We start from the raw sequence: 15867 nt of genomic DNA on the forward strand, positions 1-15867 counted from the left end.
GCACTGAACTGCACGTAGGATCTGGGGCATGACGTCAGACAGCCACAGTGCTTCCGAGGCGTCGGTGCCGGCCGGCGGGGAGGTCGCACCGGTGCCGGGTGACACCGCCACGCCCACCCCTGCCACCCCGGAGTCGGGCGATGCCGGCCGGCAGTCGGGAGACCCGGCGTCCGACGCGACCGCCGCGGCCGACCTGCGACCCGCCGCGAAGCCGTCGGTCGGTCCGCCCGCGGTGCTCGGCACGCCGCTGAGCGCCACCGCGACGAAGGTGATGGTGCTGGGTGCCGGTGAGCTCGGCAAAGAGGTCATCATCGCCTTCCAGCGGCTCGGCGTCGAGGTGATCGCCGTCGATCGCTACGCCGACGCACCCGGGCAGCAGGTCGCCCATCACGCCGAGGTCATCGACATGACCGATCCGGACGCCGTGCTGGCACTGATCGACCGCTACCGGCCGCACTTCGTGGTGCCGGAGATCGAGGCGATCGCCACCGACGCCCTCGTCGAGGTGGAGAAGCGCGGGCTCGCCGAGGTGATCCCGACCGCCCACGCGGTGGTCTCGACGATGAACCGTGAAGGCATCCGACGTCTCGCCGACGAAGAGTTGGGCCTGCCGACCTCGCCCTATCTGTTCGCGTCGTCGGCGGAGGAACTCGAGGTCGCGGTCGCCGAGATCGGGTTCCCCTGCGTGGTGAAGCCGGTCATGTCGTCGTCGGGCAAAGGCCAGACCGTGGTCCGCGCGCCCGCCGACATCGGCACCGCCTGGGACACCGCGACAACCGGTGGGCGCGTGCACGGCGAACGCGTCATCGTCGAGGGGTTCATCGAGTTCGACTACGAGATCACCCTGCTCACCGTGCGTGCCGTCGATCCGGCGACCGGACGTCTGGCCACCCATTTCTGCGCACCCATCGGACATCAGCAGGTGGGCGGCGACTACGTGGAGAGCTGGCAACCCCACGACATGAGCACCGACGCACTCGGTGCCGCCACCTCCATCGCCGCCCGCGTCGCCACCGCCCTCGGTGACGGCAGGCTCGGCGGACGTGGCGTCTTCGGCGTCGAACTGTTCGTCAAGGGTGACGACGTCTACTTCTCCGAGGTCAGCCCCCGTCCGCACGACACCGGATTGGTGACGTTGGCGACGCAACGCCTCTCGGAGTTCGAGATGCACGCCCGCGCGATCCTGGGTCTGCCGGTCGATGTCACCCTCGCCTCGCCCGGGGCATCGGCGGTGATCTACGGACAGCTCGACGAACCGGCGATCGGATTCGCCAACGTCGCGCGCGCGATGGCGGTGCCGGAGACCGACATCCGGCTGTTCGGCAAGCCGGAGAGCCACCGCCGTCGCCGGATGGGTGTGGTCACCGCGACCGCCGACGACATCGCGACCGCCCGCCAGCACGCGCTCCAGGCCGCGTCGATGGTGACGCCCGTGTCCGGTGGTCCGTTCGAGCGGGCCACCCCGGAACCGGTGAGTGCGCCCGCAGGGCCACCGCCGGCACGGCGACCGGGCCCACCGCCGAATCCGGTGCCCCCGGGCCCGCCGCGACCGCCCGGTCCGCCGCGAGGGGGACCCGCGGGGCCGCCGCCTCCGCCCGGCGCGCGGCCGGGACCGATGCCCCCGCGCGGACCGGTTCCGCCACGAGGCATGCCCGGACGCCCGGGCGGGCCGCCGCCACGGCCGATCCCACCGCACGGTGCCCGACCGGCCGGACCGCCGCCCCCACCGCGACCGGCCGAGCAACCCCCGGCCGACAAGACCACTCGCGCCTCGGTCGACTGACCCGGACCGGCAGCGATGTCGCTGGGTGGGGAACTGCTCGTCGGGGCGGTCATCCTCGTCGGTCTGCTGGGCATCGTGTTTCCGGTCCTGCCGGGCGGATTGCTCGTCATGGCGGCGATCGGTGTCTGGGCGTTCCTCGTCGGCGGCTGGGCGTGGGGGATCTTCGCCGCTGCTGCCCTCGTGATCGTGGCCGGTGAGGGCATCAAGTACGTCGTCGCCGGACGATCGCTGAAAAACGACGGCATCCCGAACACGACCATCGCGGTCGGTGGGATCCTCGGGATCGTCGGATTCTTCGTGATCCCGGTGATCGGTCTGTTCATCGGTTTCGTCGTCGGTGCGCTGCTGGCCGAACTCGCCCGCACCCGCAGCGGCCGGGCCGCCTGGCGGGGCACCGTCGCGGCGTCGAAGGCGGCGGTGATCACGATGGGCATCGAACTGTTCGCGGCGCTGGTCGCGACGGCGATCTGGCTGGTCGGGGCAGGGATCTGGTGAATTCACGCGCCCCGGTGCTGCTGCTCGTCGCCGGCTTCGTCGATGCCATCGCATTCATCTATCTGCAGGCGAACTTCGTCTCGTTCATGTCGGGTAACACGACGGTGCTGGGAGTGTCGCCGAGCCTCGGGCATTGGTCGGATGTCGGGGTGTGTGCCGCCTTGATCGGATTGTTCTTCGCCGGCGTGTTCGTCGGGTCGATGCTCAACCGCACCCGGACCCGGCCGCGCGTGTGGCTGCTCTGGTCGGTGCTGGGCGGACTGACCCTGGGCGCGACGCTGGCGACGTTCGAGCCCGGCGTCGGCGTCGACACCGGGGTGTCCGGCGCCGGCACGGCGGGCATGCTCGTCGTCGCCGTGGCCACCGGCATGATCAACGCGGTGTTCGAGAAGGACGCGACGGTGCCGTACGGATTGACCTATGTGACCGGCACTCTCGTGATGGCGGCCCGGCAACTCGCCGACACGGTCACCTCGGGGGAACGTCGCGGGGCCGGTCTGGGCCGGTGGGCCTGGCTGATCTCGCTCGGCATGTGGTCGCTGCTGGCGGTCGGTGCTCTGCTCGGGGGCTACTGCTTCCGGTGGTTCTCGTTGCTCGCCTTGTGGATTCCCGCGGCGGTCATGGTGCCGTTGGCGCTGTCGAGCTCGCTCGGGAATGATGCACGCCGAACGGGATGATCATCGGTCCACCGGCGACCGGGTCCTCCATCACATGTGCCTGTAATCCGAAGGCGTCCGCGAGGAGGTCGGCGGTGATCACATCAGCGGGCCGGCCATGGGTCACGATCTGGCCATCACGCATCACGAACAATGAATCACTGTAGCGGGCAGCGAGATTCAGGTCGTGCAACACCATCACGACGGTCTTGCCGTGGTCGGCGCGCAGGGTGTGGACGAGGTCGAGGATCTCGACGGAGTGGGCGAGGTCGAGGTAGGTGGTCGGCTCGTCGAGCAGCAGCAGGTCGGTCTCCTGGGCGAGCGTCAACGCGATCCACACCCGCTGACGTTGCCCGCCGGACAAGGCGTCGATCGGACGGTCGGCGAGATCGGCGGTCTCGGTCTGCTCGAGCGCTCGGGCGACCGCGGCCTCGTCGGCGGCGGTGGCCTGCTGGTACCACCGCTGGTGCGGGTGCCGACCCCGGATCACCAGATCGGCGACTGTGAGACCCTCGGGCGCCACCGGGTTCTGGGGGAGTAGGCCGAGGGTGCGGGCCACCGTCTTGGGTCGCATCCGGTTGATGTCGTGATCGTCGAGGAACACCGTGCCGGCCCGTGGCGGCAGCAGCCGTGACAGTGCGCGCAGCAGGGTCGACTTCCCGCACCCGTTGGGTCCGATGATCGTGGTGATGGCCGCGTCGGGGATCGCGATGTCGAGGTCGGAGAGGACGACGCGTTCGTCGTACCCGACGCTCAGACCCGAGGCGCGCAGTCGGCACCGGGTGTCGTCGGCGGGCCGGTCGACGTCGTGGCGGCCACCGCCGGTCAGGGTCTCGCCGTTCATACCGTGGCCTTCCGGGACATCGTGATCATGAGGTAGATGAGGAACGGCCCGCCGATCGCCGCGGTGACGATGCCGACGGGGAGACTGCCCGGCAGCACCGTGCGGCACAGCAGGTCACCGCCGAGCACGAGCACCGACCCGACGAGACCGGACGCCAGTGGGGTGGGCAGCGGTGAACCCGTCAGCCGCAGCGCGATCTGCGGGGCCAGCAATGCCACGAACGCGATCGGACCGGCGGCCGAGACGCACAACGCGGTGACCACCACCGCGACCAGCAGTACCACCGCGGTCACGCGGCCGGCGCTGACGCCGAGTCCCCGGGCGATGTCGGGGCCGAGTCCGAGCACCCCGATCGGTCGGCACAGCCCGACCACCATCGCGATTCCGAGGGCAACCGCGATGAGCGAGGGCCATACGTCCGACCAGGTGGCCTGTGACACCGACCCGACCAGCCACGTCTGGGCGCGCGCGGCGTCACCGATCTGCGCGCGGGTCAGCATGTAGCTGGTCAGCGCCTGCAGCATCCACGTGACCCCGACGCCGATGATGACGAGGCGGAACGGGTCGATGCCGGCGTTGGCCCGCCGACCCGGCCAGGCGAGGAGGTACATCGCCACCGCCGTGGCCAGTGCGCCCAGCAGTGCGGCCGTCGGGACACCCAGCCCGGCCAGCCACGCACCCCACGTGCCCGAGAACGCGATGGCCGCGACCGCGGCGGCGCTCGCACCCGCGGTGATGCCGAGGATGTCCGGTGTGGCCAGCGGGTTGCGGGCGATCCGCTGGGTGAGCGCCCCCGCCATCCCGAAACCGAAGCCGACGAACAGCGACACCAGAGCGCGGGGCAGCGAGACGTCGACGACCACGACGTTCTCGATGCGGGTGCCGCCGCCGAGAAGGACCCGGGCGACGTCCAGCGGCCCCATCGGGTAGTCGCTGACGCCGACGCTGAGCAGGAACAACAGCAGCGTGATCGCGGCGCCGACGCCGGCGACCACGAGCATCCGGGGCCGCAGGATCCACGACGACGGGCCCACCCGCACGACGCGTCGAGTCGTCGTCGGCCGGGGCCGCGGGGCCGCGGGTTCGGGCGTGGGCCGGATGTCGGGCCCGAGGTCGAGGGTCATACGCTGACCAGCTTCCGTCGGCGGACCAGGGCGATCAGGAACGGCGCCCCGACCAGTGCTAGTACCACCCCGACCTGCACCTCGCCCGGCCGGGCGATGACTCGACCGAGGATGTCGCAGATGAGGATCAGGATGGCGCCGAGCAGTGCCGAATACGGGATGATCCACCGATAGTCGGGCCCGGTGAAGGTGCGGGCGATGTGCGGCACGACCAGCCCGAGGAACACGATCGGCCCACATGCCGCGGTGGCGGCACCGATGAGAAGGGTGATCGTGAGGATGCCGATGGATCGGATGAGCACCACCCGCGACCCGAGCGCCTTGGTCATGTCCTCGCCGAGGCTGAGCACGTTGAGGAAGTAGCCGCTGCCCAGCGCGAGGATCAGCCCGATGACGATGAACGGCAGGCTCGCCGAGAACACGTCGAGTCCGCGGCCGGTGGTCGCGCCGACGTTCCAGAAGCGCCACGCGTCGAGGGTGACACTGTCGGAGAGGACGATGCCGGACGTGATCGCCAGCAGCAGTGCCGACAGGCCCGTGCCGGCCAGGACCAGCGTCAACGGACTCGCCCCGGACAGCGCCGACAGTCCGAAGACCGCGCTCGCCGCGATCAGCGCACCGATCAGCCCGAACGCCATGTACGCGACCGGACTCTGGATGCCGAGCACATAGACGCCGACGACGACGGCGCACGCCGCACCGGCATTCACCCCGAGCATCCCGGGATCGGCCAACGGGTTGCGGGTGTGGCCCTGGGCGAGTGCACCGGCGGCGCCGATGGCGAGTCCCACCGCGAGACCGAGAACGGTTCGCGGGAAGCGAAGATCCCAGACGATGCCGTAGACATCGCCGGCGCCGGCCGGAGGAGTAGGGGTTTCCACGACGACCCACGGCACCCCGTGGAAGTCGGTGATACCCAGATGCGGCCATCCGCCGGCCTGCAACGCGTCGAGCACGTCGCCGAGTCCGAGAGGGCGGGTCCCGATCGCGATGGACGCGACAACGGCCAACACCAGCACTGCGCTGAGCAGCACAATTCCGGTCAGGCGACGCACGAAGGTAAACCTTACCAAAGTTCCTTGTGGCAGATCCCGGGGCCGATCCGGAAGCGTGTCCGTTGCATAACGAAAAGCCGAATGCGCCTGTGAGGATCCTTTGGAGTGCGTAACGATTCGCTGGGTGGGCGTCGATAGTGTCACCAGAACATCACGCGGACAACGGAGGAGAGGTTGATGAGAGCATCATTCAAGCGTGCGGCCACTGCGGTACTGGCGACCGTCGGAATCGCCGCCGGCACGCTTGCCGGCACCGCACCCGCACAGGCCGCGGCGCCCGGAGACCTGCAGATCATCGGTGGCATCGAGTGTCACTTCGGACAGTGGGGACAGCCCTGGAATCAGGCCTGGTACATGTACCGCTGGATGACCGTCCGCAACATCGGCGGCACGACGATGCACAACGTGATCCTCAACGAGATCAACGGCGCGTCGGTGCGGGTCAAGGAACTCAAGCCCGGTGAGTCGATGTCCAAGTGGGACAACAAGGCCAAGCGCTGGGTCCGCCCGATCGAGACCAAGTGGTTCGGTTGCTTCCCGGCGACCATCTCCGGCTTCACGTTCGGTGACGAGGCCGAGAACCTGACCAACAACTTCGGCTACTGGCAGAACTGGCGCAACCAGCAGAACTAGCCAACTGAAACCAAGGCTCCCAGAGCAACCGATGGGGGCCGAGAGAACCCAAAATTCCACCGAGGGAACCCACCGCGATCACCAATCGCACCTGACAATCAGGCTGTGGGTTCCCTCGGTGGAATTTGGGGTTCTCTCGGCGTGAAGCGGCCGTTGCCTCGCCGGGTTCTCTCGGCTCCCATCGCTTGCGTTGGGAGCCTATCTTGCGGGTGTGGGTGCGGGGGGCTTGGCGGGCTACGCCTTCTCGACCTTGTGGGGTTCGCTGGCGGCGAGCATGTCCTCGCGCTCGACGACCTTGACGCGTTCGCGGCCTTCGGCGGCGCCGAGGGCGCGCTCGTGCTCGTCGAGGCGGTACCAGCCGTCCCAGGTGGTGAACGGGATGCCCTTGCTCTCGAGCAGTTCGATGACGGCGTCCTCGGACGGCTTGGTCGGCTCGTTGAGCACGCCGTTGGCCATGTCCTCGAGGATGCAGTCGACGGTCTCGTTGGCGTCACCCTTGGTGTGGCCGATGAGGCCGACGGGGCCGCGCTTGACCCAGCCGGTGGTGTACATGCCGGTCAGGTGTGCGCCCTCGTCGAACACGCGTCCGGCCTCGTTCGGGATCACGCCGGCCTGGGTGTCGAACGGGATCTGCGGGAGGTTGTCGGACAGGTAGCCGACAGCCCGGTAGACCGCGCCGACCTCCCAGTCGGTGTGCTTGCCGGTCGGCTTGACGTTGCCGGTGCCGTCGAGCTGGGTGCGCTCGGTGCGCAGGCCAACGACCTTGCCGTCCTCGCCGAGGATCTCCACCGGGTTCTCGAAGAAGTGCAGGAACAGCTTGTGGATCGCGCCCTGCTTCGGGTCGCGGATCGCGTAGTTCTCGATGATCGTCGCGACCTGGTCGGTGATCTTCGAACCGCGGCGTGCGACAGCCGAACCCTCGTCGTAGTCGATGTCCTCGGGATTGACGACGACCTCGATGTTCGGCGAGTGGTCGAGCTCCTTGAGCTCGAGCGGGGTGAACTTCGCCTGTGCCGGGCCGCGACGACCGAACACGTGCACCTCGATGGCCTTGTTGGCCTTGAGGCCTTCGTAGACGTTGGCCGGGATCTCGGTGGGCAGCAGTTCGTCGCCGGTCTTGGCGAGAACGCGCGCGACGTCGAGGGCGACGTTGCCGACACCGATGACGGCGACCTTCTCGGCCTCCAGCGGCCAGGTGCGCGGGAAGTCGGGGTGGCCGTCGTACCAGGCGACGAACTGGGCGGCGCCGTAGCTGCCGTCGAGCTCGATTCCCGGGATGCCGAGGGCGCGGTCGTCGGTGGCGCCAGTCGAGAAGATCACCGCGTCGTAGTGTTCGCGCAGCTCGGCCAGGGTGATGTCGGTGCCGTAGTCGATGTTGCCGAGCAACCGGACCTGCGGCTTGTCGAGCACCTTGTGAAGAGCGGTGATGATGCCCTTGATCCGCGGGTGATCGGGAGCGACACCGTAGCGGATCAGGCCGAAGGGCGCGGGCATGCGCTCGTAGAGGTCGATGCTGACGCCGCGGTCCTTGGCGGTGTCGGACTTCATCAACGCATCGGCGGCGTAGATCCCGGCGGGACCGGCACCGACGATCGCAACCCGCAACGGGCGGCTCGTGTCACTCATGGATTAGGTGCTTCCTGGCTCTCGTGGAACTGGCTCTCGTAGGACTCCGGCGAAGAGTCGCTGATGGTAGCCGCTGACGCGACGCTATCCCTTCTACGGTAGGCGCTGATCGGCCACGACCAAAATCTCCTAGTGAGGTTTACCTCACTAGGATCGATGCGCGACGTCGGCGGGTGCGTGGCCTGCCCCATCGCACGGCGCCCACCGCCGCCGACGGCGGTCGGGTCCGCGATGCCCGAAATCGAAGCGTTCACGGCGATCGATAGACTGCGCGCCATGGCCAAGCGTGCAGGTGACCGGGACCGTTCGGCCTCCGTCGACCCCGGCGAGGAGCAGCCGGCCCCTCCGCCGCCGAGTTGGAAGAACGCACTGCCGTTCTTGGTGGCTCTCGGCGTCGTCGTGATCGCCGCCGCCGGCATCGGCATCTCGTACCTGATCCGACCGGCCGATGACCGGATGAGTACTGAGGCCCATGTCCAGCACGCCGTGAACGATGCCTACACGGCCCGCAACGAACTCGACTACCCGAAGTATCGGGCGTCGACGTGCGCGGCCGACCTCGCATCCGGCGATTTTCCCGACGAGGCGACGTTCCTCGCGGAGAACCGGCAGTCGAACGACCAGAACGGGCACATCGTGATCCCCGAGATCACCGACATCACCGTGTCGGGAGACCGTGCGACCGCGCAGGTACATTGGCATTTTGACGACAAGCCCGACCAGCAACAGGTCACCAAGGTGGTCGTGGTGCGAGAAGACGGGGTCTGGAAGGTGTGTGGTTCGTGAGCTACGCGGGTGATCTCACGCCGCAAGAGGCGTGGAAGAAACTGGAAGACGACCCGAAGGCGGTCCTGGTGGACTGCCGGACGCGGGCCGAGTGGGCGTTCGTCGGTGTGCCGGACCTCGAGGTCATCGGCAAGAAGACCGTCTTCATCGAGTGGAACACCTTTCCCGACGGTAGGCCGAACCAGGCCTTCGTTTCTGAACTCCGTGACGCGGGTGTCACCGACGACAACGAGGTGATCTTCATCTGCCGCTCCGGCCACCGGTCCATCGGCGCGGCCGAGGCGGCCACCGCGGACGGCGTGACCGCCGCCTACAACGTGCTCGACGGATTCGAGGGCGCCCTCGACGAGAACGACCACCGTGGTGCCGTCGGCTGGCGTGCCCTGAACCTGCCGTGGCGGCAATCGTGAGCAAACAGCTGCCCGAGAGCGTCTCGGCGGACACGCTCGCGGTACGGGCCGGCCTGGACCGGTCGGGATTCTTCGAGACCTCCGAAGCGCTCTACCTGACCAGTGGCTACGTCTACGACTCGGCCGAAGCGGCCGAACGTGCGTTCACCGGTGAGGACGAACGATTCGTCTACTCGCGCTACGGCAATCCGACTGTCGAGATGTTCCAGGAGCGCCTCCGTCAACTCGAGGGCGCCGAGGCGTGCTTCGCCACGGCGAGCGGTATGGCCGCGGTGTTCGTGGCCTTGGGTGCGCTGCTCAAGACCGGGGACCGATTGGTGGCCGCCCGCAGTCTGTTCGGCTCGTGCTTCGTGGTGTGCAACGAGATCCTGCCGCGGTGGGGCGTCGAAACCGTGTTCGTCGACGGTGAAGACCTCGATCAGTGGGCGGCGGCGCTGTCGCAGCCGACGACCGCGGTGTTCTTCGAGACCCCGTCCAATCCGATGCAGACCCTCGTCGACGTGGCCAAGGTGACCGAGATGGCTCACGCCGCAGGTGCAAAGGTGGTGTTGGACAACGTCTTCGCCACGCCGCTGCTGCAGCGCGGGCTGGATATGGGCGCCGACGTGATCGTGTACTCCGGCACCAAGCACATCGACGGGCAGGGACGCGTGATGGGCGGAGCGGTGCTCGGCGAGAAGGAGTACATCGACGGCCCGGTGCAGACCCTGATGCGACACACCGGTCCGGCGTTGAGTCCGTTCAACGCGTGGACGATGCTCAAGGGGCTGGAGACGATGCGCCTGCGGCTCGACGCCTCGGTGTCGTCGGCGCTGCGCATCGCCGAGTTCCTCGAGGCCGATCCGCGCGTCCGGTGGGTGAAATATCCCTTCCTGCAGTCGCATCCGCAGTACGAGCTCGCCAAGGCGCAGATGTCCGGCGGCGGCACTGTGGTGACCTTCGAGATCGATGACCGCGGCGGTGTCGAAGGCAAGAAACGTGCCTTCGAGGTGCTCAACGGTCTGCGCGTGATCGACATCTCGAACAATCTCGGCGATTCGAAGTCGTTGATCACCCACCCGGCGACCACCACACACCGGGCGATGGGCCCGGAAGGCCGTGCGGCGATCGGGGTCACGGACTCCGTGGTGCGACTCTCGGTCGGCCTGGAGGGTGTCGAGGATCTGTTGTCGGATCTGGATCAGGCGCTGGGCGGGTCGTGATCTCGGCGGGTTAGATCGCTGGCCCCCGATCCCTGATCTGCGAGCGTCTTCACGCGATATGGGCGGAAGTGGAGCGCTGTCCACCCGATCCCTGATCTGCGAGCGTCTTCACGCGATATGGCAGAAGCGGAGCGCTGTCCACCCGATCCCTGAGGAGGGCCGGAGCTTGCGGAGGCCCGTCACGAAGGGTCGGCCCTTCGTGACGCTCGGCTGGCGCCTCGCTCCTCAGGGACCGCAATGGGGACGCTCGGCTGGCGCCTCGCTCCTCAGGGACCGCAATGGGGACGCTCGGCTGGCGCCTCGCTCCTCAGGGACCGCAATGGGGACGCTCGGCTGGCGCCTCGCTCCTCAGGGACCGCAATGGGGACGCTCGGCTGGCGCCTCGCTCCTCAGCGACCGCAGTGGGGAGCGCTGGGCTGAGGGTCGGGGTGGTCTGACTCGATACGGTCGGCGTCGGGTATGTGGCTCGGGGCCGGTTGGTGCGCATCGTCCGCTGGTTGAGTAGGCCGGAGCGCTAGCGGTGCGCTAGCGGAGGGCGTATCGAAACCTGGTGACGGACAACGCAGAGCCCACCGAATCCACGGTGAATACTCAGTCCTGTCTGTCGTTGCGCTTCTCCCACGCTTCGCGAACGCGCGCAGGGATGCGGCCCTTGGTGGGTACCTCGACTCCGTTGGCCACTGCCCACGCGCGGATCTCGGCCGGTCCGGCGGCGGGGCCCTGCAGATCGTTCACGACGATGTCGGTGCGGGTGGACAGATGCCACTCGTGCAGTGCCGCGCCGAGCCAGCGGTAGGTCCACTCCTCGGCCAGTTTGCGGTTGTCGCAGAACACGATCGGCACATGAGGGAAACGCACCTGGGCTTCGGCGACTGCTTCGGCCAATGTCGAACCCGCGACGTATTCGCGTTTGAACACCGCGCTGTAGGGTGCCTCGACAACGACTGCGGCGCGGTGCAATCCGGCGAGATCGGAGAGCTGATAGGTCATCTTGCCCGACGTCAGACCGGAGCTCAGATCGTCGATCGACTTGCGTTCAACTGCGGCGATCACGGTCTCACCATCGGTGACCGCGTAGTCGCCGGCAGGCAGTTTGCGTCGGGTCGTCTCGGCCTGCTGATGTGTGAACCCATAGGCGTAACGCTCGCCGCTGTCCACCACGATCGTCAGAACCTGCCCGTGCGCACGGGCTTTCGGGATCGCCACGTTCGGACGTGCCTGCTTGGTGGTGCGCCGTGACTGCCAGAAGATCATCTCCCGACCGCGCGCCTGGGTGAGCACGAACTGCGATCGGTTCTCCCGGCCGCGCTCGAGGACGAGGTCGATGGCGGCGCCGCGCCGGGATACGGCCCGTACCGGAAGCTGTTCGACGATCTCCGGATCGGACGGCCATTCGACGGCGCGATGGCAGTAGATCTTGCTGGTGCGCGGCCAGGTCTCGCGGACCTTGAGGATGATCCCGTTGGCGCCGAGAGGAATTCGTACGAGGTAGGGGAGCGAGGAGCCCTCCTCCGGATTGCGCGCGATCAGGAAGTCGTCAGGCATGCTCGATCCCGAGCGCATTGAGGACGGTCCGCAGTTTCGCGGTGGTCTCGTCCACCTCCGCCTGCGGGTCTGACTGCGCGACGATGCCGCCGCCGGCCCAGGTCCGCAGCGACCGACGGTCGGCGGCCAGTTCGAGGCACCGGATCGTCACCATCCAGTCCCCGTCGCCCGATTCGTCGCACCACCCGACGGCACCGGCATATAGTCCCCGCGGCTCCTCGTTGTCGAGGATGAACTGTGCCGCCACGGAATTCGGTGTTCCACCGACAGCGGGCGTGGGACCCAGACGCAGTGCCAGGTCGAGCGAGGTCATCGTGTCGTCGCGAAGGGTTCCGTGGATGGTCGTCGCCAGATGCCAGATCTCGCCGGTGGAGCGCACCTCGGGCGACGTCGGTGCGTCGAGGTCCTCGCAGATCGGTGCGAGTTGCCGACGCAGATGGTCGACGACGAACGCGTGCTCGGTGAGATCCTTGGCCGACGCGGCGAGAGCGGCTGCGGCCGCGCGGTCGGCTTCGACATCATCGGACCGAGGCGCGGACCCGGCGTACGGCTGACACGTCACCGTCCGACCGCGCTTGCGTAACAACATCTCCGGGCTGGCGCCGAGTAGCCATGCGCCGTCTCCACGGACCGCGCCGACGTCGACGGCGAACGCATTGTGCTCGGCGTTACCCGCAGCGAGGGCGGTGAGCAGCTCGGCGGGATCGACCGCCGGTTCGACGATCAGATCCACTGCCCGGGCGAGCACCACCTTGGCGAGGTTTCCCTCGGCGATCTCCTTGATCGCCCGTACCACGCGATCGCGATGGGCCGACGGCTCCGGACGATAGGTCGCCGACGCGATGCGGTGCGGCGTTGCGGCCCGGCCCGCCAGCGGTTCGGGGGTGCGAGCGAGTGTCTCCGGGGTCAGAAGGGCGGCCGGCTCGGCCGGATCGAACGGGATCGCGCCGGTGATCGCGCCGACCGTCCGCGCGCGCATGGCGTCGGCGGCCGCGTGCGCATCGGTGAACCGGCGTCGCACACCGCGCGCACGGACCGTGCCGTCCGGGCGTGACAGCACGAACACACCGGCGTCGGTGTCGTCGCCGTCGAGGTTCGCCATGCGTCTCACGCTACCGTCGCGGGTTCGCGCGGGTGTTTCGCGCATGCTGATCCAAAGGTTGACTCCGATCATCCGATGGGCGAATCTTGACGCGGGTCATGAGTGCCAGTGCCAAGCCCCGGCTCGCTGGTCGGCAACCCTCCTCCGCGGTGGGGTGCTCCGGGTGACGACCCGGCCGTGTTCGAGGTGATCACGGCAAGTGCGGATTCCCAGGAGTATTTGTCATGTCTGCTGTCCTCTCAGCGCCGTTCGTCAAGCCCCTCGCCGACCTCGGATCGGCCCACTCGTGTGCCACGCGGGCACCGATCGCACCGTTGGCCGAGGTCGTCGGCGCCGGTGAGCTCGTGCCGCTCCGTACGGGCGGTTCGGTCGCGTACGCGAATCTCGATTACGCCGCGAGCGCGCCGGCGCTCGTCGACGTCGCCCGCGTGGTGCAGGAGTCGTTGGCGCAGTACGCGAGTGTGCATCGTGGCGCCGGCCACCTGTCGCAGATCACCACCCGCCGCTACGAGGCGGCCCGTGACGTCGTACGGGGGTTCGTCCGCGGGCGGGTCGACGACACCGTGGTCTTCACCCGCGGCACCACCGATGCGATCAACCTCGCAGCCCATGTGACGTGCGGTGATGTCGTCGTACTCGACATCGAGCATCACGCCAACCTGCTGCCGTGGGCTCGCGGCGGATCGTCGCGGGTGCGTGTCGTCCGCGCCGCCTCGACGATCGAGGACACGCTGACCGCGCTCGAGGCGGAACTCGCGTCATCGCCGGCGGCGCTGCTGGCGGTCACCGCGGCGTCGAATGTGACGGGTGAGGTGTTGCCGATCGGGCGGCTCGCATCGATCGCGCACCGCAACGGCGCACGCATCCTCGTCGACGCCGCGCAGCTGGTCGCGCATCGTCGGGTGTCGATGGTCAGCCACGGCATCGACTACCTGGTCTTCTCCGGCCACAAGCTCTACGCGCCGTTCGGCGCCGGCGTACTGATCGGCCGGGGCGACTGGCTCGACGCGGCCGATCCGTACCTGTCCGGCGGCGGGGCGTCGGCCACCGTGTCCGTGGGCGACACCGAGGTCGGGAGCTCCAGCGTCGAATGGCACACCGGTGCGGCCCGCCACGAGGCGGGCTCGCCGAATGTGCTGGGCGCCTTGTCGATCGCGGCCGCCTGCGAGGCGCTTGCGGCCATCGGCCTCGAGTCGATCGGAGTGCACGAGGCGGCATTGCTCGCCCGCCTGGACGACGGCCTCGCCGGCATCGACGGTGTCACCCCGTTACGGATCTTCGACGACTCGACCGAAGGGGTCGGCATCGCCGGCTTCGCCGTAGCCGGACACGCGCCGCGGCTCGTGGCCGAATACCTCAGCGACAGTGCGGGTATCGGTGTCCGCGACGGCAAGTTCTGCGCGCACCCGCTGCTGAACCGGTTGGGGTATCCGGACGGCGCGGTGCGGGCGAGTTTCGGCCTCGGCACCGGTTCCGCGGATATTGACCGGCTGGTCGACGCACTCTCCGGTCTCGTCGCCTGACAACCGCGCGCCCATCAGGCATCCGCGCGCGTCGCTACATGCGCGGATGCACGCCAGGCGCGCGGTATCGGGGCGACGCCAGGTGACGAGTCAGGCCTCGCCACGCTCCCACTGCTCGACGAGTTCGGCCTCGGCATCGCCGGTCAGGGTGCCGTAGAGCTTGAACCGCGCCATCCCGCCGTCGGGGAAGATGTCCATCCGTGCCTCGGTCATGGGTCGATCGAGGTCGATGACGAATCGGTGACGTGTGTCGGGCTGCAGGTCGGTGCGGGGTAGGACCTCGAACCACTCGCCGTCCTCGCCGTCGCGGCCGCGGACCGTCGCGGCACCGGGCGCATTGCCGAGGAAGTAGCTGGTGTCGAGCTCGACGAGGCTCACCAGTCCGCGTCCGGCGAGGCGAACCTGCACCCAGTCGTTGCCGTCGTCGCGGCGTCGCGACGTCTCCCAGCCCTCGCCCATGTTCCGGGCCCGGCCCGGCATCAGCAGATTATTCGGTGAGCTGTAGAACATGTTGGAGCAGGCCGTGATCAGGCCACCGTTCTCCAGCGCCGCGAGGTCGAAGTGGCCATAGCGGAAGAAGTGCGGATTGGGCACGCCGCGGCCGTGCACGCGGAAGCGGGCCACACCGCCGTCGGGGTGCATCGTGAGGCGTACGTGGGTGAAGCGGTTCTTCGCGTCGACCTTGAACGGATTGCGGGTGTCTCCCTCAGCGGGACTGCGCTCAACGATGGTCACCCACTCGACGTCGTTGAGGAGTTGCTCGACCGACACGACGCCCTCGACCGCGGCCGCCTCCACCGAGATGAACGGCGGGTAGTTGCCCTTGAACCACGACGTGTCCACCACCACGCCATAGATCACACCCGGCGCGCCGAGGCGCACGATGGCCTGGTCGACTCCACCCACTCGCCGACGACGCGTCTCCCAGCCGTCGTAGATCTGACCCTTGTGGCCGAACGTCGCCGGCTGGTACTGGGCCGGTGCCGTCTTGATCAGGTTCTGGGCCTCGGCGAACAGATCGTCGTTGGTCCACACCACGGCGCCGCCGAGGTCCCGAAGTGCCAGGTCGGGCATCGAGGTGAA

15 protein-coding genes and 1 riboswitch are annotated in these 15867 nt (G+C 68.4%); of the genes, 8 read left to right on the forward strand and 7 right to left on the reverse strand.

Features of this window, described 5'->3' with window-relative positions; all coding sequences use genetic code 11:
* The first annotated feature begins 28 nt into the window (after positions 1-28).
* From purT to AC4AMJ_RS01200, 3 genes are read left to right on the forward strand one after another with little or no spacing between them, the layout of a single operon-like run.
* A complete protein-coding gene (gene purT / locus AC4AMJ_RS01190) occupies positions 29-1783 on the forward strand; it encodes a formate-dependent phosphoribosylglycinamide formyltransferase (protein ID WP_489916761.1) in 1755 nt (584 codons plus the stop codon).
* 15 nt (positions 1784-1798) lie between these two features.
* Complete coding sequence (locus AC4AMJ_RS01195; protein WP_489916763.1) at positions 1799-2278, forward strand: DUF456 domain-containing protein; 480 nt, start codon at positions 1799-1801, stop codon at positions 2276-2278.
* A complete protein-coding gene (locus tag AC4AMJ_RS01200) occupies positions 2275-2955 on the forward strand; it encodes a YoaK family protein (protein ID WP_489916765.1) in 681 nt (226 codons plus the stop codon). The genes AC4AMJ_RS01195 and AC4AMJ_RS01200 overlap by 4 nt, the downstream gene beginning before the upstream one ends.
* Here the strand turns inward: AC4AMJ_RS01200 and AC4AMJ_RS01205 are convergent.
* The 3 genes from AC4AMJ_RS01205 to AC4AMJ_RS01215 are packed head-to-tail and all read right to left on the reverse strand — an operon-like array spanning position 2897 to position 5957.
* Positions 2897-3778: an ABC transporter ATP-binding protein gene (locus tag AC4AMJ_RS01205; protein WP_489916767.1), complete on the reverse strand. Its 882-nt coding sequence runs from the start codon at positions 3776-3778 to the stop codon at positions 2897-2899. The two genes, AC4AMJ_RS01200 and AC4AMJ_RS01205, sit on opposite strands and share 59 nt — an antisense overlap.
* A complete protein-coding gene (locus AC4AMJ_RS01210) occupies positions 3775-4902 on the reverse strand; it encodes a FecCD family ABC transporter permease (protein WP_489897403.1) in 1128 nt (375 codons plus the stop codon). The genes AC4AMJ_RS01205 and AC4AMJ_RS01210 overlap by 4 nt, the downstream gene beginning before the upstream one ends.
* Positions 4899-5957 (reverse strand): FecCD family ABC transporter permease, encoded by a 1059-nt coding sequence (locus tag AC4AMJ_RS01215; protein WP_489897402.1) that lies wholly within the window; start codon positions 5955-5957, stop codon positions 4899-4901. The genes AC4AMJ_RS01210 and AC4AMJ_RS01215 overlap by 4 nt, the downstream gene beginning before the upstream one ends.
* Positions 5958-6134: 177 nt before the next feature.
* Between AC4AMJ_RS01215 and AC4AMJ_RS01220 the strand changes: the two genes are divergently transcribed.
* Positions 6135-6590: a hypothetical protein gene (locus tag AC4AMJ_RS01220; RefSeq protein WP_489916769.1), complete on the forward strand. Its 456-nt coding sequence runs from the start codon at positions 6135-6137 to the stop codon at positions 6588-6590.
* 234 nt (positions 6591-6824) lie between these two features.
* On the opposite strand, the gene AC4AMJ_RS01225 is transcribed toward AC4AMJ_RS01220, so the two are convergent.
* The gene (locus AC4AMJ_RS01225) at positions 6825-8216 is read right to left on the reverse strand and encodes an FAD-dependent oxidoreductase (protein ID WP_489897400.1); all 1392 of its coding nucleotides are present in this window, start codon (positions 8214-8216) and stop codon (positions 6825-6827) included.
* 276 nt (positions 8217-8492) lie between these two features.
* Between AC4AMJ_RS01225 and AC4AMJ_RS01230 the strand changes: the two genes are divergently transcribed.
* The 3 genes from AC4AMJ_RS01230 to AC4AMJ_RS01240 are packed head-to-tail and all read left to right on the forward strand — an operon-like array spanning position 8493 to position 10614.
* Positions 8493-9002, forward strand: coding sequence for an Rv0361 family membrane protein (locus AC4AMJ_RS01230; protein WP_489916771.1), 510 nt, complete (start codon positions 8493-8495; stop codon positions 9000-9002).
* Positions 8999-9412 carry a rhodanese-like domain-containing protein gene (locus tag AC4AMJ_RS01235; RefSeq protein ID WP_489897398.1) on the forward strand — a complete coding sequence of 138 codons (414 nt, stop codon included), beginning with the start codon at positions 8999-9001 and terminating at the stop codon, positions 9410-9412. Before AC4AMJ_RS01230 ends, AC4AMJ_RS01235 begins: the two co-directional genes overlap by 4 nt.
* Entirely contained in the window at positions 9409-10614 is a 1206-nt protein-coding gene (locus tag AC4AMJ_RS01240) for an O-succinylhomoserine sulfhydrylase (RefSeq protein WP_489916773.1), read from the forward strand. The genes AC4AMJ_RS01235 and AC4AMJ_RS01240 overlap by 4 nt, the downstream gene beginning before the upstream one ends.
* Positions 10615-11205: 591 nt before the next feature.
* On the opposite strand, the gene AC4AMJ_RS01245 is transcribed toward AC4AMJ_RS01240, so the two are convergent.
* Both AC4AMJ_RS01245 and AC4AMJ_RS01250 read right to left on the reverse strand, forming a co-directional pair.
* Positions 11206-12159 (reverse strand): ERCC4 domain-containing protein, encoded by a 954-nt coding sequence (locus tag AC4AMJ_RS01245; RefSeq protein ID WP_489916775.1) that lies wholly within the window; start codon positions 12157-12159, stop codon positions 11206-11208.
* A complete protein-coding gene (locus AC4AMJ_RS01250; RefSeq protein ID WP_489916777.1) occupies positions 12152-13261 on the reverse strand; it encodes an isochorismate synthase in 1110 nt (369 codons plus the stop codon). Before AC4AMJ_RS01250 ends, AC4AMJ_RS01245 begins: the two co-directional genes overlap by 8 nt.
* A 94-nt stretch (positions 13262-13355) precedes the next feature.
* A riboswitch (SAM riboswitch) is annotated at positions 13356-13469 on the forward strand.
* A gap of 16 nt (positions 13470-13485) precedes the next feature.
* Between AC4AMJ_RS01250 and AC4AMJ_RS01255 the strand changes: the two genes are divergently transcribed.
* Positions 13486-14784, forward strand: coding sequence for an aminotransferase class V-fold PLP-dependent enzyme (locus AC4AMJ_RS01255; protein WP_489916779.1), 1299 nt, complete (start codon positions 13486-13488; stop codon positions 14782-14784).
* Between the two features lie 90 nt (positions 14785-14874).
* Here AC4AMJ_RS01255 and alc read toward each other — a convergent pair whose 3' ends face one another.
* Positions 14875-15858, reverse strand: a complete 984-nt coding sequence (gene alc / locus AC4AMJ_RS01260) for an allantoicase (RefSeq protein ID WP_489897393.1) — start codon at positions 15856-15858, stop codon at positions 14875-14877.
* Positions 15859-15867: the final 9 nt, after the last annotated feature.

This window comes from Gordonia sp. LMA484, from assembly GCF_058129505.1.